The sequence below is a fragment of the Microcoleus sp. FACHB-1515 genome (assembly GCF_014696105.1).
Classification (GTDB): Bacteria; Cyanobacteriota; Cyanobacteriia; order Elainellales; family Elainellaceae; genus JAAUTJ01.
The window spans coordinates 251,906-276,095 of the sequence record NZ_JACJPO010000066.1; the positions used below are offsets into that span (position 1 = coordinate 251,906).

Sequence of the window (24,190 nt, forward strand, 5' to 3'; positions counted from 1 at the left end):
GTCATGGTTTAGCGGATCGATTGACTGACCTCAAAGTCCCCCACTCGTGGGGGATTTAGGGGGCGAAACCAGCCGCCAACGCAGCGACCAGAAGTCAAATACGCCTTAGCGATCGGGCACTGTCCACCAGGCCAGCGCATACGGCTGAGTGCGATCGTTGACGCGATCGCGGAAGACGACGCGAATTTTGTAGCGTCCGGCTTCAGAGACGGGATGGAAGATGTGTTCGACGCTATCGACTTCGCTCACCGATGACCAAATGCTGTCTTCGATGTCGTCATCTTCGGCTCGCATCAGGTAGATATCGAGGTTGTTGAGGCCGCGATCGGTAAAGGTTTCCTCGGCGTCGTACTGTTCGTTGCCGTTTTCGTCGTTCAGCGTCACCTGCCGATTCCAAGCCAGTGTTGCAGAAACGAAACTGTTGGCTTCGAGCGGTTCTTGCAGCACATAGTCACGAAATTCTGGCGCTTCACCGCCTTCGCCCACCGTGCGAAAATCCCAGCCGACAGGGGGAACCGGAGCCGCATCGCTCCACTGACCCGGACTGAACTGCTGATAGGCGCGGTAGACGTTCAGGTGTCCGGTTCCCATTTCGTTGTCGATCGGAATGGCGCGATCGACATACGCATCCGACTGAAGCCAATTGCGCTGCCGCTGATCCACCACGTCTCGCGTCATGCCCAAGCGCAATCCGTCTCCAGCATCGGCCAGCTTGTCCGCTGAATTCATCAGCACGGCTTTCGTCACTTCGCTGCGGCGAGCGTCCAGACTCCAATTCGGCGCGCGGCTGGCGATTTGGCGATCGCCATACTGCTGAATCAGCGCCACCGAAGCGGTGACATGTGGCGCGGCAAAGCTCGTTCCGGTTGCCTGTGTCACTGAGCCGTCGGGATTGAGCATTTCGATGTTCGTTCCCGGTGCGGCGAGGCTAATCGATCGACGCGGACCCACGTTGCTTTCCGAGTCGGGCGGACGACCAATCACGATCGCAGGTTCGCTGCCCAGGTTGGAGAAATCGACTTTGCGAAAGACGCCGTTCACCTGTCGCGAGTTGGCAATGTTGACGCCGTTGAAATTGTCAGTCGGAATCGGAATGCCGCCATTGCCCTGATTTCCAGCAATCACATAGAGGACGTTGTGAACGCTGGCCGACCAGTCGATGCACTGCGTCAACAGCGCATTTCCGTCTAGCGCGGCATCGGGACGCGGATCGTTCTGGAGCGGTTCGCCAAAGCTGAAGTTGATCGATCGCAGTTCGCCGCCGTTCTGCTGGGCGATCGTCTGTGAAGCGAGACATTCTTCTGCCTGTCCGCCCCGCTCCAAAAAGCCTGCTGCCGAAGAATACAGCATCGCGCCCGGAGCGACGCCGCGCAGTTCTTTGTCCTGGCTGACCATGACGCTGGCGACGTTTCCGGCATGACCGTCTACATAGTCATTGGCAGCGGCCAAGGTGTCGCGAAAAAATACGCCCATCAGCCGCACAGCCGGATTGGTTCCAGCGGCTTTATCCAGTCCAAAAAACGATGGGCGACCAATCTCGACCTGCCCGATCGCAATCTTGCTGCCGTCCAGGTTGTAGGGCGCTTGTTGCAATCGCAGCGCATCAATTCCATCTGAGCCGATCGACTCTAGCGACGCTAAAACAGGCGTCGCAACCAGCGTTGCCGCAAATCCACTCACCACCCAAGTTAATCGTTTCCACTGGCGCTGCACGTCGTCCTCCGATCGCAATTCAATTGACATCAAGTTAGCTGCTGAAATTCAATATAGAGCCACAAGACCCGATTCCGCCCGTTGTGACCGTTGCACACCACTAGAAATTTGATGGAATGCATGAATCGTGAGACGCTGCGTGAATCACTGCGATCGCAGCAATTCATCCTTTTGCTGAGTTGAATCACGCGATTTCAGTTCAGCATCGACAATCAAAGCAGGCGCAAATGAAATAAATTAATTTCTCCCTTCAAAGAATTGAAATTCAGCAGAAAATCTCGCTCAAATCGCAACTGCAAAACGCTAATATCCGATATTGTTGTTCGTCGATCGCCACCGGAACGTTTTATGAAAGTCTGGCTTGTCACCGTCATCCTCCTATTTGGCATCGTCGAACTTTTCCAGTGGGCAAGCGACTCCAACTGGCTCCAGCAAATTGCCCTGCTGCCCACGCCCGTTTTGTTTGCCGCAGGATTTGCGCTGGCGATCGCCTCCAACGCCAAAAAGCAGTTGCCCTGGCAAACTTGGTCGCAGTCAACTCCTACGCCCAGAGACGAAGCCATCGCGCCTGATGTGCTTCAGGCACAGCAGTCATCATCGCAGGCCGTTGTGCGATCGAATGCCCATACGAAATCAGAAAAATGATTTTTGATTATTACGATCGATTTTGAGTTGTAAAGATATTCAATCAATTCGCAGCAAAAACTTACATTCGCCTCGCCTCAAATCTACCAAAAAGCATAATTCTTCCGTCGCGTTTCACCTTAGAAATAGATGAAGCTGAGCGGATGAAGTCGGAAATGATTGCAGGCAAAGAGAATTACGATTCTGCTGAAGAAGTTTATATCTTTCCGGCTTCATTTGCACAGCAGCGATTATGGTTCATTGAACAGCTTGTTCCCGAAGCAGCGCTTTACACAATTCCGCTTGTCTTTCGGCTGAAGGGTTCACTCGATCGATCGATCCTGGAAGCCAGCCTTCAGGCAATTATTGCTCGGCACGAAAGTTTGCGAACGACGTTTGAATTTATTGATGGACAGTTGATGCAGACGATCAGCGCCAGCTTACAAATTTCACTACCGCTGATTGATTTACAAACTCTGCCCGCTACAGCTCGCGAATCGATCGCGCTAACCGAAATTCGACAGGCGATCGAGCAGCCGTTTGATCTGCATCAGGGGCCATTGTTGCGAGCCAAACTGTGGCAAATTGCCGCTCAAGAACATCTGTTACTAATTCTGCTGCATCACATTATTTTTGATGAATGGTCGAGCGGCGTTTTGATTCGAGAACTAGGAGCGGTTTATGGTGCAATCGCCAATCAACAATCTGTTTCACTTCCGGAATTGCCGATTCAATATGCCGACTTTTCGCATTGGCAGCGCGAGTGGCTGCAAGGCGAAGTTTTAGCAACGCAACTTGCCTATTGGCGACAGCAATTAAAGGATATTTCGACGCTCAATCTACCTGCGGCGGCTCCACGTCGAGCCGTACAAAGCTATCAGGGCGCAATTCAATTCCTGGAATTGCCGCAATCTTTACTCGATGCGATCGAAGCCCTCAGTCAGCAAGCGGAAACGACGCTATTTATGACGCTGCTTGCTGCTTTTCAAACACTCCTGCATCGCTACAGTGGACAAACCAATATCGCCATTGGTTCACCGATCGCCAATCGTCACCGCAGCGAACTTGAAGGCTTAATCGGCTTTTTAGTGAATAGTTTGGTGCTGCGATCGAATCTGGAAGGCAACCCGACTTTTTTGGAACTGCTCGATCGCGTCCGTGAGGTGACACTTGCTGCTTATGCTCATCAAGATTTACCGTTTGAAAAGCTGGTTGAAGAACTTCAGCCTGTTCGCAATCTAAGTCAAAATCCGCTGTTTCAAGTTGTGTTTGCGCTGCAAAATACGCCGATCGAGCAGCTAGAATTACCGGGATTAACGCTAAGTTCGATCGAGTTTGAAACCAAGACCACTCGATTTGATTTAGAACTTTACGTCTGGAAATGCACCGACAATTTTAGGAACTTGTGGGGCACAGGTTGGCAGCAGACAGACGGCTTGCGCGGCGTGATTGTTTACAACACTGATTTGTTTGAGGCGGATGCGATCGCGGCTCTCCGACAGCATTTTCAAACGCTGCTAGAAGGAATTGTAGCAAATCCAAATGCCCGTTTATCGGCACTGCCACTACTCACTCAGCAAGCGCAAAAAGCACTGATCGATCGCTGGGAAAATACACAGTCTGAGTATCCTACAAGGCTTTGTATTCATCAGCAGGTTGAATTGCAGGTTGAACAGCGGCCAGAGTCGATCGCCCTGCAATTTGCCAACCAAAAGTTTACTTATCGATCGCTCAATCAAGGCAGCAATCAGCTTGCTCGCTATTTGCAAAAGCTGGGTGTTTGTGCAGAAATGCCAGTGGGAATTTGCTTGCAGGATACAGAGGCGATCGCGGCAATGCTAGCCATTTTGAAAGCAGGTGGTGCGTATGTTCCACTTGATGCCAGCTATCCGATCGATCGTCTGCATTTTATGCTGAAGGACGCCCAAATTTCGATCGTTTTAACTCAGCAGCAGTGGGCAGATGCATTCAGAATTGATAGCGTCAACGTGATTTGTTTGGAGCAGGAATGGGCAGCGATCGCTCAAGAATCCGAAGCAAATTTATCGATCGATTGTCAGCCAAATCAGCTTGCATATGTGATGTATACTTCTGGTTCAACGGGCGCTGCTAAAGGCGTGATGATTCCACATCGAGCCGTGATGCGATTAGTTTGCGAAACAAACTATGTGCAGATCGAATCTGGCGATCGCATTGCCCAAATCGCAAATTTAGCCTTTGATGCCGCTACGTTTGAAATTTGGGGTGCGTTGTTGAATGGAGCAACACTGATTGGCATCGATCGAGATACGACGCTTTCACCTGTTGCTTTTGCGACTGCAATTCAACAGCAAAACATCAGCATTTTGTTTCTGACAACGGCTTTGCTGAATCAAACAGCCAGCCAAGTTCCCGATGCATTTCGATCGCTCAAAACTTTACTATTCGGTGGCGAACTGGCGAATGTCGATCGCGTCCGATCGATTCTTCAGCACGGCAAACCCCAGCGGTTCATTCATGTTTATGGTCCTACAGAAAATACAACCTTTTCAACCTGGTATGAGGTGCAAAACGTTTTAGAAGATGCCGCGACGATCGCGATTGGTCAAGCCATTTCTAATACTCAAGTTTATGTTTTAGATGCAAGCTTAAATCCGGTTCCTTCCGGTGCAGTGGGTGAAATTTATTTGGGTGGAGATGGATTGGCGATCGGCTATCTCAACCGTCCGGAACTGACAGTGGAAAAATTTATTTTGAGTCCTTTTGATGATTCGCGGATTTACAAAACGGGCGATCGTGCCTTTTACCGCAGCGATGGCAATCTGGAGTTTTTGGGACGAACCGATCATCAGGTGAAGATTCGCGGATTTCGGATTGAGCTAGGAGAAATTGAAGCAGTTTTGGCACAGCATCCGCAGGTGGAAACGGCGATCGTCACGGTGAGAGAAATCGAAGGCGATCGCCAACTCATTGCTTATTTTGTGGCAAATCCTGCATCGCCAAGCGATCGAGAACTGCGAGATTTTCTCAAAGTCAAGCTGCCTGCTTATATGCTGCCTGCTGTTTTTATTAAATTGGACACTTTACCGCTGACGGTCAATGGAAAAGTCGATCAGCGATCGCTTCCTGCACCTCCAATCACTCCGCTGGAAGCGATTCAAACTGCACCGCAAACCACGCTTGAAAAGTCGATCGCGCAAATTTGGACGCAGCTTTTGGGGCGCGAAGTTGGCATTCACGACAACTTTTTTGAACGGGGCGGACATTCGCTGCTGGCAACGCAGTTGGTGTCGCGCATTCGCGATCGATTTCAGGTGGAACTGCCGTTACGCAGCATTTTTGCAGCCCCGACGATCGCCCAGCTTGCGAATCAAATTGAAGCGGTGCGGGCGGTGCAGGCTGCGCCGATGAAGATCGATCGCGCAGCGCAGAGGGAACGGACTCGCCGTGAGGAAGTGGAATTGTGACGAACATTGCGGAATTTTTGGTGGAGCTACATCGGCTGGATGTGCAGGTGTCGATCGAGGGCGATCGCTTGCGCTGTTCGGCTCCGGAGGGAACGCTGACGGCAGAATTGCAGCAGCAGTTGCGCGATCGCAAAACTGAACTGCTCGCCCTTTTGCAGGAAGTTCGGTCGCGCTCAGCCGAGGCGATTTTGCCCACTGCGCCAAAGCCGCTGTATTCGCTGTCGTTTGCTCAGCAGCGCTTGTGGTTTCTCTATCAGCTTGCGCCGGACAATCCGTTCTACAACGTGCCAGCGGCGATTTGGCTGCGCGGCTCGATCGATGCCTCGGCACTGGAGCGATCGTTCAATGCGATCGTGCAGCGACACACGGCTTTGCGGACGCGCTTTGTGTTGCTCAACGGACAGCCGATGCAGCAAATTTTGGCGGAAATGCCGATCGCGCTGCCTGTGCTGGACTTGCGATCGATTCCGCCGACCGAACGAGAAGCGGTTGCCCAACAGTTCGCCGCAAAGGAGGCGGGGCGATCGTTTCGCTTGAGCGATCAGCCGCTGTTGCGCGTCACGCTGCTGCAATTCGATTCAACTGAGGCCATGCTGCTGCTGACGATGCATCATATTGTCGCGGATGGCTGGTCGCTGGGTGTGCTGATGCGCGAACTGGCGATCGCTTATGAGGCCATTATCGAGGGGCGATCGCCCGATCTGCCGCCGTTGCCGATTCAATACACGGACTTCAGCGAGTGGCAGCGCCATCGACTGCAAGGCGAATTGCTGGAAAGTCAGTTGGCCTATTGGCGATCGCAACTGCAAGACCTGCCGACGTTGGCGTTGCCGATCGATCGGCCTCGTCCTGCCGTGCAGTCTTACCGGGGTGCAACCGCACCGCTGCACTATCCGCCCGAAATTGCGGACGGTTTGACAAATTTGAGTCAGCAAGCAGGCGCATCGCTGTTTATGACGCTGCTGGCGGCGTTTTCCGTCCTGCTGCATCGCTACACCGAACAGACGGACATTGCGATCGGGTCGCCCATTGCCAACCGCGATCGATCGGAACTCGAAGGCTTGATCGGCTTTTTTGTCAATAGTTTGGTGCTGCGCGTGGATCTCAGCGGCAATCCAACGTTTCGCGAACTGCTCGATCGCGTCCGGGATGTGGCGATCGCGGCTTACGCGCATCAAGAGTTGCCGTTTGAAAAGCTGGTGGAGGAGCTTGATCCCGATCGCGATCTGAGTCGAAATCCGCTGTTTCAGGTGGCGTTTGCCTTGCAAAATGCCCCGATGCAGCCGCTCAAACTGCCCAACTTGACGCTGGAACCCGCACCGCTGCAAGCCCAAACGACGCGATTTGATCTGGAAGTTCATCTATGGGAACCATCGCACGGTCTGCATAGCCTGTGGCAGGCGGAAGCGGGCTTGAGCGGATTCATTTCCTACAGTACCGATTTGTTCGATCGCACCACGATCGATCGCCTGATCGCCCACTTCCAAACGCTCCTAACAGGCATCGTCGCCCATCCCGACGCGCCCCTGTTCGATCTGCCGATTTTGACCTCCGCTGAACAGCAGCAGTTCATCTCCTGGAATCAAACGGCAACTGAGGCGATCGATCTCCTTTTTCACGAAATTTTTGAACGCCACGCGCAGCAGACTCCCGATGCAGTCGCGATCGTCACCGCATCCGCCACGCTCACCTATGCCGAACTGAATCAGCAAGCCGATCGACTGGCGCAAACGCTGCGGCAAACAGGCGTTCAACCTGATGTTTTGGTGGGGCTGTGCGTCGATCGATCGGTTGAAATGGCGATCGGCATTCTTGGCATTCTCAAGGCGGGCGGAGCATATGTACCGCTTGATCCGAGCTATCCGATCGATCGACTGGAGTTCATGCTGACGGATACTCAGGTAAAAATTTTGCTCACGCAGTCTTGGCTGGTGGACAAGTTGCCGCCCTGTGAGGCAGAGATTCTGTGTCTCGATCGCCCTCTGCCTGAAGCGATCTCACAAGCGCGATCGATCCCCACACCCGACCATCTGGCCTACGTGATCTACACTTCCGGCTCGACCGGAGTTCCCAAAGGTGTGCTGATTACGCAGCGCGGTTTAAGCAATGTCGTCACGGCGCAGCGATCGTTTGGGGCGAATCGATCGAGCCGGATTTTGCAGCTAAGTTCGCTCAGCTTTGATGCCTCCGTCTTTGAGATCGCGCTGGCGTTTGGATCGGGCGGCACACTTTACATTCCGCCCAAAGCCGCCCAACTGCCGGGAACCGCGCTCGTCCAGTTTTTGCAGGAGCAGGCGATTACGCACGCCCTGATTACGCCTGCGGTTCTGAGCGTTTTGCCTGCTGCCGATCTGCCTGCTCTGCAAACGCTGATCACTGGAGGCGAAACTTGTCCGCAGTCGGTGATCGATCGCTGGTCAGTCGATCGCCGCTTCTTCAACGCTTATGGCCCCACCGAAGCGACGATTTGGGCAACAATGGCCGAACTGCATCCGGGCGACTCGCCGCGATCGATCGGTCAGCCGATCGCGAATACGCAAATTCACCTGCTCGATCGTGCCCTGCGTCCGGTTCCCGTTGGCATCGCCGCCGATCTCTACATTGGCGGGGCGGGCGTGGCGCGGGGCTACCTCGATCGCCCTGACCTGAGCGCCGATCGCTTTGTGGAAGGATCGGGAAGTCGCCTGTACAAAACCGGGGATCGCGCTCGCTATCGGGCAGACGGCTCGATCGAGTTTCTCGGTCGCGTCGATGACCAAATCAAAATTCGCGGCTTTCGGATTGAACTCGGTGAAATTGCCGCGCGACTGCAACAGCATCCCGCCGTACAAGAAGCCGCCGTAATTGCCGCAGAGGAACGGCTGATTGCTTATTTCCGGCTCGATCGATCCCAGCTTCACCAGTCCGCCCTGCAAACTGAGCAAATCCAATCCTGGCAAGCGCTCTATGACCAAACCTATCAGCCGAACTTGCCCGATTCTGACTTCAACATCACAGGCTGGAATAGCAGCTACACAGGCCAACCGATTCCGATCGAGCAGATGCGTGAATGGGCAAGCGATCGCGCCAACCAAATCCTTGCCCTCCAACCGCAGCGAATTCTGGAAATCGGCTGTGGAACCGGACTATTGCTGTTTCAGCTTGCCCCGCAGACGCAGGAATACTGGGCAACCGATTTTTCCACTGCTGCCTTGCAGTCGATCGAGCGGCAGTTGAGCGATCGATCGCTGCCACAGGTGAAGCTGCTCAATCGACTGGCAACGGATTTTACGGACATTCCGCCTGCCAGTTTTGACGTGGTGGTTTTGAATTCGATCGTGCAGTATTTTCCCAGCGCTGACTATCTGATCGAGGTGTTGGCAGGCGCGATCGCCTCACTCGCTCCAAGTGGCGTTTTGTTTCTGGGCGATCTGCGGAGTTTACCCCTTCTGACGGCGTTTCACGCTTGGGCGCAGTTTGCTCAAGCTGATGCCGACCTGACGCAAATTGAGTTTCGGCAGCGCGTCGATCGAGCGCGGTTTGAAGATCCGGAACTGGCGATCGATCCTGGATTTTTTCACGTCCTGCGCGATCGATTTCCCCAAATTAAACGAGTGCAAGTTCGTCTCGCTCGTGGTCGAGCCGAAAACGAAATGACGCAGTTTCGCTATCACGTGCTGCTGCATTTGGGTGACGCAACGCAGTCGAACCACGCAATTGACTGGCAAGACTGGACACCTGCGATCGATCCGGCCGCTGTTGTCGAACTTTGCCAAACGCAGCCGGAAGCGATTGGCCTCCGCAACGTTCCGAATCGGCGCATTTCCGCCGCGCTGCAAGTGGCCGACTGGCTGACACAATCTGCACCCAAAACCGTCGGACAACTGCGCGATCGCCTGACGCAAACCGGGATCGATCCCCAAGACTGGTGGGATTTGGAAACGCAACTGCCGTATCGCATCGAAATTCGCGGGTCGCAAGCGCGATCGAGCGCTTATGATGTACTGTTCGTTCGGCAAGATCTGGCGATCGACTGGCCGGAACCGATCGACTGCCCTGAAGTTCCAACGAACGAACCGCTTCAGGCCGAATTTGCGCGACAGCTTGTTCCCCAGTTGCGGCAATTTCTTGAGCAAACGCTGCCCGACTACATGCTTCCTGCCGCCTTTGTGCCGATCGAAGCCTTCCCGCTCACGCCCAGCGGCAAGATTGATCACCGCGCTCTGCCTCCGGTCGATCGCGAAGCGTTCCCGGAACGGTATCGTCCCGTCTCGTCTGCCTCTGCTGCATCCGCAGCGCGATCGCCAACCGAATCGAAGCTGGCCGAAATTTGGCAGGAACTTTTGCGCCTCAAGCAGGTGGGCATTCACGATCGCTTCTTTGAACTCGGCGGGCATTCGCTGCTGGCAACGCAAATGGCTTCTCGCGTCCGCGATGCCTTTGGCGTTGAACTGCCGCTGCGGACGGTTTTTGAAGCGCCCACGATCGCCCAGCTTGCCCAGGCGATCGAAAGCCTGCGCCACGCTCCGACTGCTTCACCACCCGCGATTGTCCGGCTCGATCGATCCGCCCATCGCCGCCCCCGAACTCCGCCTCTTGCCGACCCTCCACCAGTGGAGAATTTAGGAGGCGATCCGACCAGCAATTCAACGCCAGTCGAAACTTGGTCGCCGCTCGTCCCAATCACGTTGGGCAGCGGTACGCCGTTTTTCTGCGTTCATCCAATTTTGGGCGTCGTCTTTCCCTACCTAGAGTTGGCGCATCAGTTGGGCGATCGCAGCTTCTATGGCCTCCAGCCGATCGGCATGGACGGCAAACAAGCGCCCCTGACACAGATTGAAGCGATCGCCGCCTGCTACATTCAGGCGATCCAAACCGTTCAGCCGCATGGCCCCTACCTAATTGGCGGCTGGTCGTTTGGTGGACTGGTGGCTTTTGAAATGGCGCAGCAGCTTGTGCAGGCCAATCAAGAGGTGGCACTTTTGGCAATTTTGGATACGCCCGCCCCGATCGCCACCGCGCAGCCCTCGATCGTCCAAACCGTCCAATTCTTGGGCAAAACGCTCCGGTCAATTTTGCCGTTTCTGCTCGACTACGGCGCGATCGCCACGACGCTTTCTCGATCGGAGCGCAAAGGCTGGCTGTCGCTGTGGCAGTGGCTGGCGATCGCGCATTTGCTGCCCCAAGAATCACAACTGCGCTTGCTGGATGAAGGGTCGATCGTACCGCTGCTGAAAATCTTTTATGCCAATAGCCGAGCAACCTATCAGTATGTGCCGCAAAAATATCCGCACAAGCTGACATTATTCAAAGCCGCCGACCCATCGAATTACTTTGGCAAAACGGCGGCATTCGGTTGGGAAAATTTGGCCGATCGAATCCAAATTCACTCGGTTCCCGGCGATCATTTATCGTTATTGAAACCGCCGCACGTCCAGGTTTTAGGCAAGCAGCTTCAGCAGTGTTTGCACGAGGCGATCGAGGGTTAGCAATGGCGAATCCCGTCTTAGGGAAGAAGTTTTGAAAGCGGGCGATCGCTATCGTGAATCAACCGATTTTGAGCAAAAGCGATGAGCGACAGCAGCGTGATTAAAGTCACTTCCCAAACTTCCCCAACGGGGAAAATGGGACAAAAATATCTCGCGTCAGGCGTGAAAGTCTCGATGCGCCTGTGGGAAAATGAGCAGCCCGGAGAATCCAAACCACCCGCTAGCCGCGATTATGAAACGGTCGGCTATGTGATTCAAGGCAAAGCCGAACTGCATCTTGAAGGACAAATGGTGCTGCTTGAACCGGGTAGCTCGTGGGTTGTGCCCAAAGATGCCAGCCACACCTACAAAATTCTGGAGCCGTTTACCGCTGTGGAGGCGACCAGCCCGCCCGCTGAAGTCTACAACCGCGACGAACCCTAGCGAAACTACTCGTGCATGACGCCATCCGGCATGATCGCGCTGGTGAGATTGGTGTTGTGAAAGTTGACCTGATTGAGGCTGGCGTTGATCATCATCGCCTCGGTCAGGTCGGCTTCGCTGAGGTTTGCCCAACTGAGTTTGGCGCGGTAAAGATTGGCGTTCCGCAGATTTGCGCCGCGCAAGGATGTCCAGCTTAGATTGGCGCTGCGGATGTTGGCGCGATGCAGATTGGCGTTGATCAAGTTGGCGCTAATTAGCTTGGCGCGGCTGAGGTCGGCACTGCGGAGATCGGCTTCTTCCAAGGTGGCTCCATGTGCGATCGCATTCACCAAACTGGCCGATTCCAAAATTGCCTCGTTCAGCATAGCGTTGGTCAGATTTGCACCTTCCAGCACAGCTCTGGTGAGATCGGCTCCGAACAGCTTGGCGCGATGCAGGCAGGCATCGTGTAGCAAAGCTTCGGTGAGGTTGGCCTGCGCCAAATTTGCCTCGCCCAGATTGGCAAACTGCAAGCTCGATCGCCGCAAATCCGTCTTAAACAATTTTGCGCCGCGCAGTCCGGCTTCGTTCAAGTCCACTTCTTGCAGAACGGCATCGCTGAGGTTAGCGCTAATTAAATTGATCTCCATCAGGTTGGACTGGCTCAAGTCTGCACCTGTGAGATTGGCTTCGCGCAGATTCGCTTCGCTTAAATCCACGCCGCGCAAATTGGCTTTGCTGAGGTTTGCCCGCCGCAAGTTGATCGTCCTTAAATCTCTGCCGCTGAGGTCAGCCCCAGACAAATCGGCTTCGAGAAAATCTTTTACGCCTGCTGAAAATTGATTCAGCAGTTCGGCAGCATCCATTGTGATCATCCTGGCGGTAAGGTAGCGAAAAACGATAAACGGGAGGCAAAGCTTTTTCGTCTCAGTTCAGATTGCCCTTGAGGTCTTAGCAATCTTGCGTCTTGCTGAAAAACTCGCCGATCGATCGGCTCAATTCGCAACTCCACTTGCTTATTTTGATTTTTACGAAGTTCAGCCGTTCTATCCGGTAGATTTACTCATTCTTTACATCTATTTTGCCCAAATAGCAACGATCGCTACACAATCGATCGCTCAGATGTCATCTAGATTTCGATAGACTTGAAATCTTGACGCTGATTGTGCAAACCGCTACAGGAAACAGGATTGAGAGATATGCCGGAATTGAGAAGCCGAATCGTCACCCAGGGCGTTCAGCGAACGCCAAATCGAGCGATGCTGCGGGCAGTTGGATTTGGAGACGACGATTTCACCAAGCCGATCGTCGGCATTGCCAACGGCTACAGCACGATTACGCCCTGCAACATGGGCATCAACGATTTGGCAAAGCGGGCAGAATCCGGCGCAAAAGTCGCGGGTGGAATGCCGCAGCTCTTCGGCACGATCACGATCAGCGACGGCATCTCAATGGGAACTGAGGGGATGAAATATTCGCTCGTCTCCAGAGAAGTAATCGCTGACTCGATCGAAACCGTCTGCAACGGTCAAAGCATGGACGGCGTCCTCGCGATCGGCGGCTGCGACAAAAACATGCCTGGAGCAATGATTGCGATCGCCCGCATGAACATTCCTGCGATTTTCGTGTACGGCGGCACAATCAAGCCCGGACACTACAACGGCAAAGATCTCACGGTCGTTAGCGCGTTCGAGGCGGTTGGCGAGTACAGTGCCGGAAAACTGCCGGAGGCCGATTTGCTTGAAGTCGAGCGGCGATCGTGTCCCGGTGCGGGGTCGTGCGGCGGCATGTACACAGCGAACACGATGTCATCGGCATTCGAGGCGATGGGCATGAGCCTGATGTACTCGTCCACGATGGCGGCAGAAGATGCCGAAAAAGCCGAAAGCGCCGAAAAGTCCGCGCAAACCTTGGTTGAAGCGATTCGTAAGCAAATTCTGCCCAGACAGATCATTACGCGAGAATCAATCGAAAACGCGATTTCCGTCATCATGGCAGTCGGCGGTTCCACAAATGCCGTACTGCACTTTTTGGCGATCGCCAACGCCGCCGGAGTTCCACTAACGCTAGATGATTTCGAGACGATTCGCGCCCGCGTTCCCGTTCTGTGCGACCTGAAGCCGTCTGGTCGCTATGTCGCCACCGATTTACACCAAGCAGGCGGCATTCCGCAGGTGATGAAAATGCTGCTGGTGAACGGCTTGCTGCATGGTGACTGCTTGACCGTGACCGGACAGACGATCGCGGAACTGCTCGCGGAAGTGCCCGACTCGCCGCGCCCTGATCAAGACGTGATCCGCCCTTGGGACAATCCGATCTATCCAGAAGGACATCTGGGGATTTTGCGCGGCAATTTGGCAACGGAAGGATCGGTGGCGAAACTGACCGGAATCAAGAAGCGATCGATCACGGGTCCTGCTCGCGTATTTGAATCGGAAGAAGCTTGCCTCAGCGCCATTCTCGCCAAGCAAATTCAAGCGGGCGATGTGCTGGTGATTCGCTACGAAGGTCCCAAGGGTGGCCCTGGAATGCGCGAAATGCTGGCTCCCACATCCGCGATTATTGGCGCAGGCTTGGGCGATTCAGTCGGTTTGATTACGGATGGACGCTTCTCCGGCGGCACATATGGCATGGTAGTTGGTCACGTTGCGCCAGAAGCGGCAGTCGGCGGCACGATCGCCCTCGTGCGGGAAGGCGATTCGATTACGATCGATGCTGACGCTCGCCTGCTGCAAGTTCACGTCTCTGATGAAGAATTGTCGCAGCGACGCGAAGCTTGGCAACCGCCGCAGCCGCGCTACACCAAAGGCGTGTTAGCGAAATATGCGAAGCTAGTTTCTTCGAGCAGTTTGGGCGCGGTGACGGATCTGAATTTGTAGTTTGATTGAACTAAAAGATCGATCGGATTAATAGGCTGTAGAGGCGGTTTATCAATCGCCTCTATGAGAATCTGCTCTGCTTGCAGCGGAGAATTCGCATTATGAAGGACGAACTTTTACCGCAATCAGCAGCGTGGTAGCCGACTGAATCGATCGACCTGGTTAAAGCAATAAGTCAACAACCAAATGTTTCCAGCCGCGAGAAAATTTTGCATAGCGACCGCTGACCAACTCTTGGTAGAGAATGGGAGGACGAAGAAAGAAAGGTCGTTGCCGCAGTTGATTTTGTGCCTGTAAGTATGCAATTTTGGCGTCCAGCAGTTTGAGAACATCAGGATTGATAGGATATTTTGTGATTTGCTGGAGGCGATCGCGCAGTGCTTGATGTTCAAACAGCCAGCGCTCGTACATAACAGTACTTCTAAAAAACTGAAGTTTTCGGTTCAGCGTTTGCACAGTATTGAAAAAACCCGGTTTTTTCTGTCCGCTGGCCTGCTGCTGATGCTGACGATAATCATTGAGCGGTTCCGGAACCAAGCTAGCTTTTCCCAGCGCAACCGCAATCATTCCAAACCACAAATCATGCGGGCAGCCGATCGGTACTGGCAGGCCAATTTCTGCTATCGATCGACGCAGCGCCATCGAGCTTCCACACCAAATGTTGCCTCGCTGAAGCGTCAGTTCAAATCCTTCAGGGCTGAGCATGAAGGCTTGAGCCGATCGATCGAAGCTGTTTAACTGCCAAAGCGTTTGTCCTAATGATTTCAGCTTTTCGTCTACAAGGTGGGCATCGCTCAAAACTGCGATCGCATCATTTCTCTCGAACGCTTGCAGGAATTTATCCACTTTTGATTCATGCCAAACATCATCTTGATCTGAAAGAAAGATGATGTCACCTGAAGTCAATGAAATGGTCTGACAAAAGTTTTGACTGTAGCCCAAATTTTTGTCATTACGGTGTAAATGAATTGGAATTTTTGCGGTTTTCGCAAAGGCTTGAATTCGCTCGACTGTATTATCTTGAGAACAATCGTCGCAGATGACAATTTCATCGGGCAGGCGCGTTTGTTGCTCAAAGCTTTGCAGTTGTTCAATGATGTAGCTCGCACCATTGTATGTACAAAGTGCGATCGAAACTTTGGGCATACCGCAACTCCGTCTAGGGTTGAAATAATAAACCGTTATTCAGCAGGCAGCGGTTCCGCTGTGTCTTCTTCTTGACTACCCAATTTCTCACGCTGCATACTGTAGCGGCGTTTAAATTCGGCCTGCTGAACGCGATGATCAACGATTGGAACAGGATAGCCGCAGCGGTCGCGATCGCGTTTCGAGATTTTTCCCATGACTAAATCTTCGGTGTCAATGCTACGTAATTCTGGAAGCCAGTTGCGAATATAAGCGGCATCTTCATCAAACTTTTGTGTTTGGCTAGCCGGATTAAAAATCCGCAACGGCTGCGGATCCATACCGCTCGACGTACACCATTGCCAACCGCCATTGTTAGCAGATTGATCGCCATCATAAAGCCGCTGCATAAAATATTTTTCACCCAGCTGATAGCTAACAAATAAATCTTTACACAAGAAGCTGGCCGTGATCATGCGGCAGCGATTGTGCATCCAGCCTAATTCGTTCATCTGACGCATGGCCGCATCTACGATCGGATAGCCTGTTCGTCCTTCACACCAAGCTTGGAAATAGTCAGGGTTGTTGTCCCAAGGAAAATCTTTCAGCAGCTTGCGATAAACACCTTCGGCCAATTCGGGAAACCAAAACAGCGCGTGCTGGTAAAATTCGCGCCACGCCAGTTCTTGCCGCCAAGTTCGTAAGCTCGATGCGGCTTCGTCGCTGCGAATATTCTGCGCTACCTGCTCGGTTGCCGCCCAAACGGTGCGAACGCCGATCGCCCCAAACTTCAAGGCCGCACTGAGATGCGAAGTTCCGTCTTCATTGGCGGGAAAGTTGCGCTGTTCTTTGTAGTCGGTGAGGGCGCGATCGCAAAATTCTTCTAGCCTTGCTTGTGCCGACGCCGTCCCCGGATTGAGCAGCAGCGGATTATTCCAATCAAACCCTAGCTCTTTGGCACTCGGTAGCGGAATCGCACCTGCCTGACGAGCGGCTTCCTGTTCCGCTTCGGCCAGCCCGATCGCCTGCTCCAATGCTTGAACGGGTTCGGCTTTCGGCTTGCTGCTCCAGTTGCGCCAGTAGGGACTGAAGACGGTGTAAGGCTTGCTGCCTCCTGTCAAAACGTCTTGCGGCGGATGCATCAATTGATCCCAGTAGCCTTGCACCTCGATATTGATCTGTTGGAGTGCTTCGGCCACCGACTGATCGCGTTCTCGGCCATAGGGTTCAATGTCGCGATTCAGATAAACGGCTTTGGCATTGAGCGCTTTGGCAAGCTTTGGTAAACCTTCGATCGGCGGTTGATGCAAAATGATCAGTTGCGTTCCGGCTTTTTGATAGTTTTGCTGCAATTCTTGCAAGCAGCCGATCATGTAGGTGACACGAGTGGCGGCAACATCATCACGACCTAAATAAATCGGGTCGAGACAAAATACGCCAACGACGCGATCGCTCCGTTTGCGAGCTTCCGCCAGTCCGACGTTATCCACGCTCCGCAAATCGCGGCGATGCCAAAACAAAATTAGATCAGACATTTCGATCGAGGCCAACAGTTCTTCTGTTCAGGATAATCGAGAGTTGCAATTCAGCGTATCATCCGATCTCAGTAGAATGAGTACAAATGCTTTGGAAGGAGCGATCGCAATGGTACAAAATCACACAAAAAATCTGACGCTAGAGGATTTTCTGCAACTGCCAGAAACCAAGCCCGCCAGCGAATACATCGACGGTCAAATCATTCAAAAACCCATGCCGCAAGGAAAACACAGCACCATCCAAGGCGAACTGACTGCGGCGATTAATGCTGCACTCAAACCGCGACAAATTGCCAGAGCTTTTCCTGAGTTGCGCTGTACGTTTGGGGGACGATCGATCGTTCCCGACATTGCTGTTTTTACCTGGGATCGCATTCCCGTTGATGCGAATGGCGAAATTGCTAATGTGTTTCAAGCTGCTCCAAGCTGGACGATCGAAATTCTTTCACCCGACCAAAATCAAACGAAAGTGACCCGAAATATCCTGCACTGCCTCAAGCACGAAACGGAACTCGGCTGGCTGATTGATCCGGATGAGCGAATCATTTTGGTTTACTTTGGCGATCGCAGTGATGAATATTTTGAAGATCCAGAAGCAGTAATTTCCATCCCACAATTTGCGGCTGATTTGTATTTAACGGCTGGTGATATTTTTAGCTGGCTGGCTCGATAAGCTTGACTGTAGTATAGTTTTGTAATACAACTAGATTACAATTGTTGATTCGATCGATTTTTAGGAGAAAATGCCGGATTTCAGCTTGTTTGATTATTACTTAGTGCTGGATTTAGAAGCGACCTGTTCCGATCGCGGCGAACTCGATCGACGGGAAATGGAAATTATTGAAATTGGCGCGGTCATGATTGAGGCAGAAAATTTAACCACTGTGAGTGAATTTCAAACCTTTGTTAAACCTGTTCGCCATCCGATTTTGACGGAGTTTTGTAAGTCGTTGACTTCGATTACTCAGGCGCAGGTGGATGCGGCTCCGGGATATTTGGAAGCGATCGCCAATCTCAAAACCTGGCTGTCAAAATATCCGAATTCGCTGTTCGGATCTTGGGGCGATTTTGATTACCGACAGTTCAAGCAGGACAGTGAATTTCATCGGGTTTCGCCGCCGATCGCCTTTCAGCATGTCAACCTCAAAAAAGCCTTTAGCAAAGTGCAAGGTTTGCCCAAGCGACAAGGCATGAATGAAGCGCTACAGCTTGCCAACATTCCGCTCGAAGGAACGCATCATCGCGGCATTGATGATGCTCGCAATATTGCCAAATTAATGCCTTACATTGTGGGCAGAAAGCAGCTAGAAATTCTCTAATCAGGCAACAAAAAAGGAGGGAAAATTTCCCTCCTCTCAAATCAAATTCGATCGAACCTGATTAAACTTCTGCCGGATCAACGCGAGCGTAGAACAACCCGCGAATTTTCACATCCAAGGCTGCTTTGCCGCCCATGTCGGTGTCGGAAGGCTGGATGCTCTCGAAGGTTCCGGCAATTTCGCCGCTGACATTATCGACTTTGGCAACTTGAAGCGAGATGCGGCCTTTGCCCAAGTCGAAGCTCTTGATGTTTTCGCGCTCTAGTTCTTCGCTGTCGCCGCGACCCGGAAGCGCAACGGCAGTATCGTAGCCTGCCGTCAAACCGCGACCTTTGGGATCGAGGAAGTTCGAGGTGCGGTAGGACGGAACGCGAAATTCGCCTTCAAAGTCAGTTGCGGAGTTGATGCTGGTCAGTCCCGGTTGCGATTCGGCAATTAAGCCTTTGATGCTGAACAGGAAGGGGACGCGCTCGCCGCCCGGAAGCTGAACGGTGATGGCTTGGAAGTCAAAGCCGTCTTCTTCGACAAAGCGAAGACCGCCATCTTTGAGCGGTTGGAGTTTGCCGCTCACCTGATCGATCGAGGAGGTGTAGCGAGTTAGTTGGCGACCTGCAACATATTGAGCCGATTGCCGTTTATTGGTCGGTTCTTCTTTGATGAAGATGCTGGTCGGCTCCAGACACATATCGGTAATTTGGTAGGTTTGGTTGGGATCGATCGGAATTGATCCCCGGCTGGTTTCGCCAAGCTGTGGGCAGGAGTTGGCAAGACCCGTTCCGCGAATTTCTTCATAGGTCAAAGGGCCGTTTGCGTCGCTGGCTGCACCACTGCAAGCGGTCAAAAATCCTAAGCACACAGCTAAGAAGGCAACAATTAAAGCGCGATACCTCATGGTCAACCTCAAAATCAATGTATAAATCCCTGCCAGTCTCGGTTTATCTATGGGCTGGGCAGCTTGGCGAATGCCTTGCCGGGGATGGATGCGATTCTTCTCCAAGAAGCGAAGCTACCGCTACCAGAACGACTCAACCTGTCAAGATAAGCTAAGTTACAGAAATCAATTGCAACATCGCTTATCACAGGTCTCATACTGCATTTTACAGGGACTTGTCGCCTTTATTGAAGTCAGGAGGTCGGGGGATGGGATCGGAACATGAGCCGCACAAGTCAAACACGAATGAGCTTGCGATCGAGCAAGAAGCCATCTCCACCGCAATTCGGATTTTGGCCGAGCGGCATCGGGGCGATGAGCGATCGCTTTTGAAAATCCTCCGCACCCTCGAGGCGCTGCATCGTGAAATCTGCGAAGGACTGTTTCAAGAAGCACTCCCGACCAATCGCCAAGCGCTCTACAGCTTCCTCAAAGATATTGAGTCAGAAGGCGGCTGGCCGTATATCAAGCGAATGCGGATTCAAGCCCTCCTCGTCAACTTGCTGGAAGCGGAAAAAGCGCAAGCCGCCAGTTCTGACGGCAATTCGGCGAAATCGGTAGAATGAGAAAAAGCGACGAGAGGCACGACATGATTCCTACCGTAATTGAGCAGTCGGGGCGCGGCGAACGCGCATTTGACATCTACTCGCGGCTTCTGCGCGAACGCATTATCTTCCTCGGCCAGCAGGTTGACTCGGACATCGCCAACCTGATCGTGGCGCAAATGCTGTTTCTCGAAGCCGAAGATCCTGAAAAAGACATTTATCTCTACATCAACTCTCCGGGCGGCTCGGTCTATGCAGGCATGGGCATTTTTGACACCATGACGCACATTCGCCCGGATGTTTGTACGATTTGCGTCGGACTCGCCGCCAGCATGGGCGCATTCCTGCTCAGCGCAGGCACGAAAGGCAAGCGGATGAGCCTGCCCCACTCGCGGATTATGATTCACCAGCCCTTGGGCGGCGCGCAAGGACAAGCGATCGACATCGAAATCCAAGCCAAAGAAATCCTCTACATCAAAGACACGCTCAACCACTATTTGGCTGACCACACCGGACAGCCGCTAGAGCGGATTGAGCGCGACACCGATCGCGACTTCTTCATGTCGCCCCAAGAAGCCAAAGACTACGGCCTGATCGATCAGGTGATCGACAAAACCGCAGTCGGTAGCCGTCCCACCGCTGTTTCTGCTTCCTAGCAGGCGCGGCTGAAACTGAAATTTGACGGAGGGGTTGTTCACCAGAACCGCCCCTCCATTTTTTTTAGAACGGCGATTGTCCAGGAGACGATTGCGATTCAAGGAATTTCAAAAAGTCAAGCAGTTCCGTGTCGGTTAGCTGCTGGCGCGATCGCTTTCCATAAGTCTTTTCTAGATGTTCGCGTCCTTTCACGTTCGTCCAGCCCAAGCGCTTCAGTTCCACGCTGGTGCGGGCGATCGCATCCGACATATCGATCGGCTCCGGTTCGGAAATCGGCTGCGGTTCCGGTTCCCAAGTCGGAAGGGGAATATCAGGAATGCCTGCTGCAATCGGAACGGGTTCAACCACGCGCTCCTCGATCGGCTCGACGGCAGGCTTCATCACAGGCAAAGCGGGGCTGAAGTCCGTAGGCAGACTGGCAGGCGGTTCAGCAGGAGCGATCGCAGGTTCAGGCGCAGTAACGCGCAGTTGCAGATCGTAGCCGGATTGAACTGCGGGTTCAGGACGGGAAAAGGGTTCGATCGGAGCGATCGGCTGGAGCGACAACATTTCCAGCGCCCGCAGTTTGGCTCGATCTTCGGCCTGCTCAATATCGATTGCTGCCGCCATGCCGCTCGTTAAGGCCGCTCCGCCGATTTGCACCAGTGCCCGCACGACAAATTGATTTTCGTGCATCGTCAGCAGTTCAGCGACCAGACTGGCGTTGGGATAGCGGGCTTGAAACTGAGTGAGCAGGGCAATCAGCTTGGCAGAATCGCTGGTTGTGGCAGCAAAGCGATCGTCTCCAAAGCTATAGCTAGCGGCATCCGCACGGGCGAAGCTGGGCGAAACAGAATCTTTGACAGGAAGCTTGGGCATGGTGTCGGCTGGGAGGTGAGCTTGATGGGCGTATTGGATTTGATATTGTACTGGTCGATCGCACCTTTGGCGCAAAGCTTCACACAAATCAGTCATTCGATCGCCCAAAGCGTGAAACCTATGGGTGGAATGAGAGATGATAGGAGAACGAGGCGATCGAAATCGATCGAATCCTCGCGGCCATGCTACCGGAAGATTGATGATAAATTTGCTGGATGCTCCCGATTTGGGACTGAATACGCTGCTGCTGCTGCCCGTTCTGGTTGTGCTAGAAGCCGTGCTCTCTGCGGATAACGCCATTGCGCTGGCAGCGATCGCGCAAGGTCTGCACGACCCGAAGCTTCAGCGCAATGCCCTCAACCTCGGATTGGTTGTGGCCTTTGTACTGCGCGTCGGGCTGATTCTAGCGGCAAGCTGGGTCATTCAATACTGGCAGTTTGAGCTATTGGGAGCCGCATACCTGCTATGGCTTGTCTTTCAGTATTTCACCTCAAACGAAAGCGAAGGCAAAGAACATCACGGCCCCCGCTTTACCTCCTTGTGGCAAGCAATTCCCGTGATTGCCCTCACCGATCTCGCCTTTTCGCTTGACAGCGTCACCACTGCGATCGCTGTTTCGAGTGAAACCTGGCTAATTCTGCTCGGTGGCGCGATCGGCGTGGTCACCTTGCGCTTCATGGCCGGACTGTTCATCCGCTGGCTGGAAGAATTTGAGCATCTCGAATCCGCAGGCTATCTCACCGTTGCTCTCGTCGGTCTTCGCCTGCTGGTGCGCGTCTTCAACGACAGCCTGGTTCCCCCTGAATGGCTGATGATTGGCGCGATCGCCATCCTTTTCACCTGGGGCTTCTCCAAGCGCGTCCAACCCGCTACCGAAGTACCCGAAAGCAACAGCAGCGCGATCGAATTTGAAAATCAACCTGTCAAAGAAACACAAGAAATCTCCGCTGACTAGAAAATTTGGGTGTCGGCTGGGGAAAGGGAAACGAAGCAACTAGCACGAGGGACGTGAACGGCTCACCGAGACTAATATCACATTGACCTTGCGTAGGGTTCAGGGAAAGGCAATCTCCCTGGAGAGTTGGAGGAGGGGGATCGATCGCACATCTCCACTCTTTCTGCTTTGACAACCCACTTTGGCTTCCACTGGCTCAGATCAAGGAAGTAGTCTAAACGACAAGTTGTCAATCAAGGTTGAAGCCGATCGGAGGAAGCAAGTTCCCATTTAGTCTGGGTAAACTAGCAATTTGCGCTCTGGGCATCTGCCAAATCCAGCATGAACGAAACCTTCGCTTTTTTGAAGAAAGCCCAACTGCGATCGGAAATCCGCGCCTGCCTTGCCCTCGCCCTTCCCCTGGCCGCCGCCCAACTCGCCCAACAAGCCACTTCATTCGTCGATACCGTGATGATGGGTTTGCTCGGCAGCGAAGCGATCGCCGCAGGCGGACTCGGCGGCATCAGCTTCGGAACCTTGCTGCTGGTTTGCTCTGGCAGTCTCTCAGCCACCAGTCCACTCGTTTCAGAAGCATATGGACGCGGCGATCGCCGCCGCATCGAGCAGGTTGCCCAGCAAGGCTTTTGGCTTGCCCTTCTCATCGCCCTACCCGCCACCCTGCTGCTGTGGAACGCAGGCGCAATTTTGACCCATCTCGGTCAGCAAGAAAGCACGATCGCGCTGGTCGTGAACTATCTACGGGCGATCGCCCCTGGACTTTTTCCTGCCTTGGCATTTGCCGTCATGCGTAATGTCGTTTCGGCGTTGTCACGCCCTCGTCCCGTCATGGTAATTACACTGTGCGGATTGGTCTTCAACGTCGTCGCCAACTACAGCTTGATGTTTGGCAAGATTCGGCTTGGCGCGATTAGTCTGCCGCCGCTGGGTCTAACGGGAATTGGCCTTGCCAGTACGATGTCGTTTTGGGGCGTGTTGATTGCCCTGCTGATCTACATTCGGTTGCAGTCGGATTTGCGGCAGCACCGCATTTTTCCGCCGCGACCGAAGTTCGATCGCCAAATCCTCAAAGAACTGCTGCAAATTGGCATCCCCATCGGCGTTCTTTACGGCGTTGAAACAGGCTTGTTCACTATCACCGCCTTCTTAATGGGCTTTTTGGGAACCGTACCGCTCGCCGCCCACCAAATCGCACTGCAAACAGCGGCAATTACGTTTATGGTTCCGGCTGGCATTTCCTACGCGACAACCGTGCGCGTCGGACAACTGCTCGGCCAAGAAAATTTACCGCAGGCACGACTGGCAGCGTTCATCAATTTGGCGATCGGCGCAACATTCATGGCAATCATGGGCATTGCATTTCTCGTTTTTCCGCGATCGATCGTCGCGCTTTACCTGGATGTGAACAATTTGGCGAATGCCGCTGTCGTAGCAATGGCGATCGATCTGCTGCGCGTTGCGGCGATGTTTCAGCTTGTTGATGGCATTCAGGTGATTGCCGCTGGCGCACTGCGCGGACTACAAGACACCCGAACGCCAATGCTGATTGGGCTGTTTGCCTATTGGGGCATTGGCTTGTCTTGTGGCTACACGCTCGGTTTGCGATCGGGCTGGGGCGGAGTCGGCCTATGGATTGGGCTGGCGATCGGTCTTGCCGTCGCTTCGATCATTTTCACCTGGCGATTCACGCGATTAATCAATGCCAGAATTCGTTTGAGCGCATGAATTTTAAGCGA

At 53.3% G+C, this 24,190-nt stretch carries 17 protein-coding genes; 11 read left to right on the top strand and 6 right to left on the bottom strand.

Annotation, left to right across the window (positions count from 1 at the left end):
* Positions 1–105 precede the first annotated feature (105 nt).
* Positions 106–1,743, bottom strand: coding sequence for a S8 family serine peptidase (locus H6F67_RS23435; RefSeq protein WP_190769062.1), 1,638 nt, complete (start codon positions 1,741–1,743; stop codon positions 106–108).
* A 318-nt stretch (positions 1,744–2,061) separates the two neighbouring features.
* On the opposite strand from H6F67_RS23435, the gene H6F67_RS23440 reads away from it, so the two are divergent.
* From H6F67_RS23440 to H6F67_RS23455, 4 genes are all read left to right on the top strand, one after another.
* Positions 2,062–2,358: a hypothetical protein gene (locus H6F67_RS23440; protein ID WP_190769063.1), complete on the top strand. Its 297-nt coding sequence runs from the start codon at positions 2,062–2,064 to the stop codon at positions 2,356–2,358.
* A 143-nt stretch (positions 2,359–2,501) separates the two neighbouring features.
* Positions 2,502–5,783 (top strand): non-ribosomal peptide synthetase, encoded by a 3,282-nt coding sequence (locus tag H6F67_RS23445; RefSeq protein ID WP_199304593.1) that lies wholly within the window; start codon positions 2,502–2,504, stop codon positions 5,781–5,783.
* On the top strand, positions 5,780–11,251 hold the full coding sequence (locus tag H6F67_RS23450; RefSeq protein ID WP_190769064.1) for a non-ribosomal peptide synthetase: 5,472 nt from the start codon (positions 5,780–5,782) through the stop codon (positions 11,249–11,251). Before H6F67_RS23445 ends, H6F67_RS23450 begins: the two co-directional genes overlap by 4 nt.
* A gap of 81 nt (positions 11,252–11,332) precedes the next feature.
* Positions 11,333–11,674: a cupin domain-containing protein gene (locus tag H6F67_RS23455; RefSeq protein WP_190769065.1), complete on the top strand. Its 342-nt coding sequence runs from the start codon at positions 11,333–11,335 to the stop codon at positions 11,672–11,674.
* A 5-nt stretch (positions 11,675–11,679) separates the two neighbouring features.
* Here the strand turns inward: H6F67_RS23455 and H6F67_RS23460 are convergent, their stop codons facing one another.
* The gene (locus H6F67_RS23460; protein WP_190769066.1) at positions 11,680–12,519 is read right to left on the bottom strand and encodes a pentapeptide repeat-containing protein; all 840 of its coding nucleotides are present in this window, start codon (positions 12,517–12,519) and stop codon (positions 11,680–11,682) included.
* A 333-nt stretch (positions 12,520–12,852) separates the two neighbouring features.
* On the opposite strand from H6F67_RS23460, the gene ilvD reads away from it, so the two are divergent.
* Positions 12,853–14,532 (top strand): dihydroxy-acid dehydratase, encoded by a 1,680-nt coding sequence (gene ilvD / locus H6F67_RS23465; RefSeq protein WP_190769067.1) that lies wholly within the window; start codon positions 12,853–12,855, stop codon positions 14,530–14,532.
* A gap of 162 nt (positions 14,533–14,694) precedes the next feature.
* Here the strand turns inward: ilvD and H6F67_RS23470 are convergent, their stop codons facing one another.
* Together H6F67_RS23470 and H6F67_RS23475 are read right to left on the bottom strand one after the other, a co-directional pair.
* Positions 14,695–15,678 (bottom strand): glycosyltransferase family 2 protein, encoded by a 984-nt coding sequence (locus H6F67_RS23470; RefSeq protein ID WP_190769068.1) that lies wholly within the window; start codon positions 15,676–15,678, stop codon positions 14,695–14,697.
* 35 nt (positions 15,679–15,713) lie between these two features.
* A complete protein-coding gene (locus tag H6F67_RS23475; protein WP_190769069.1) occupies positions 15,714–17,192 on the bottom strand; it encodes an FAD-binding domain-containing protein in 1,479 nt (492 codons plus the stop codon).
* A 109-nt stretch (positions 17,193–17,301) separates the two neighbouring features.
* On the opposite strand from H6F67_RS23475, the gene H6F67_RS23480 reads away from it, so the two are divergent.
* On the top strand, positions 17,302–17,865 hold the full coding sequence (locus H6F67_RS23480; protein WP_190769070.1) for a Uma2 family endonuclease: 564 nt from the start codon (positions 17,302–17,304) through the stop codon (positions 17,863–17,865).
* Between the two features lie 70 nt (positions 17,866–17,935).
* Positions 17,936–18,511, top strand: coding sequence for a 3'-5' exonuclease (locus H6F67_RS23485; protein WP_190769071.1), 576 nt, complete (start codon positions 17,936–17,938; stop codon positions 18,509–18,511).
* 61 nt (positions 18,512–18,572) lie between these two features.
* On the opposite strand, the gene H6F67_RS23490 is transcribed toward H6F67_RS23485, so the two are convergent.
* Positions 18,573–19,403 (bottom strand): photosystem II manganese-stabilizing polypeptide, encoded by an 831-nt coding sequence (locus H6F67_RS23490; protein WP_190769072.1) that lies wholly within the window; start codon positions 19,401–19,403, stop codon positions 18,573–18,575.
* Positions 19,404–19,651: 248 nt separating this feature from the next.
* Between H6F67_RS23490 and H6F67_RS23495 the strand changes: the two genes are divergently transcribed.
* Both H6F67_RS23495 and clpP read left to right on the top strand, forming a co-directional pair.
* Complete coding sequence (locus tag H6F67_RS23495; RefSeq protein ID WP_190769073.1) at positions 19,652–20,008, top strand: hypothetical protein; 357 nt, start codon at positions 19,652–19,654, stop codon at positions 20,006–20,008.
* On the top strand, positions 20,005–20,643 hold the full coding sequence (clpP, locus tag H6F67_RS23500; RefSeq protein WP_190769074.1) for an ATP-dependent Clp endopeptidase proteolytic subunit ClpP: 639 nt from the start codon (positions 20,005–20,007) through the stop codon (positions 20,641–20,643). Before H6F67_RS23495 ends, clpP begins: the two co-directional genes overlap by 4 nt.
* 64 nt (positions 20,644–20,707) lie before the next feature.
* On the opposite strand, the gene H6F67_RS23505 is transcribed toward clpP, so the two are convergent.
* Positions 20,708–21,502, bottom strand: coding sequence for a hypothetical protein (locus H6F67_RS23505; RefSeq protein WP_199304594.1), 795 nt, complete (start codon positions 21,500–21,502; stop codon positions 20,708–20,710).
* Positions 21,503–21,701: 199 nt separating this feature from the next.
* On the opposite strand from H6F67_RS23505, the gene H6F67_RS23510 reads away from it, so the two are divergent.
* Both H6F67_RS23510 and H6F67_RS23515 read left to right on the top strand, forming a co-directional pair.
* On the top strand, positions 21,702–22,457 hold the full coding sequence (locus tag H6F67_RS23510; RefSeq protein WP_190769188.1) for a TerC family protein: 756 nt from the start codon (positions 21,702–21,704) through the stop codon (positions 22,455–22,457).
* A gap of 321 nt (positions 22,458–22,778) precedes the next feature.
* Positions 22,779–24,179 carry an MATE family efflux transporter gene (locus H6F67_RS23515; RefSeq protein WP_190769075.1) on the top strand — a complete coding sequence of 467 codons (1,401 nt, stop codon included), beginning with the start codon at positions 22,779–22,781 and terminating at the stop codon, positions 24,177–24,179.
* Positions 24,180–24,190 lie beyond the last annotated feature (11 nt).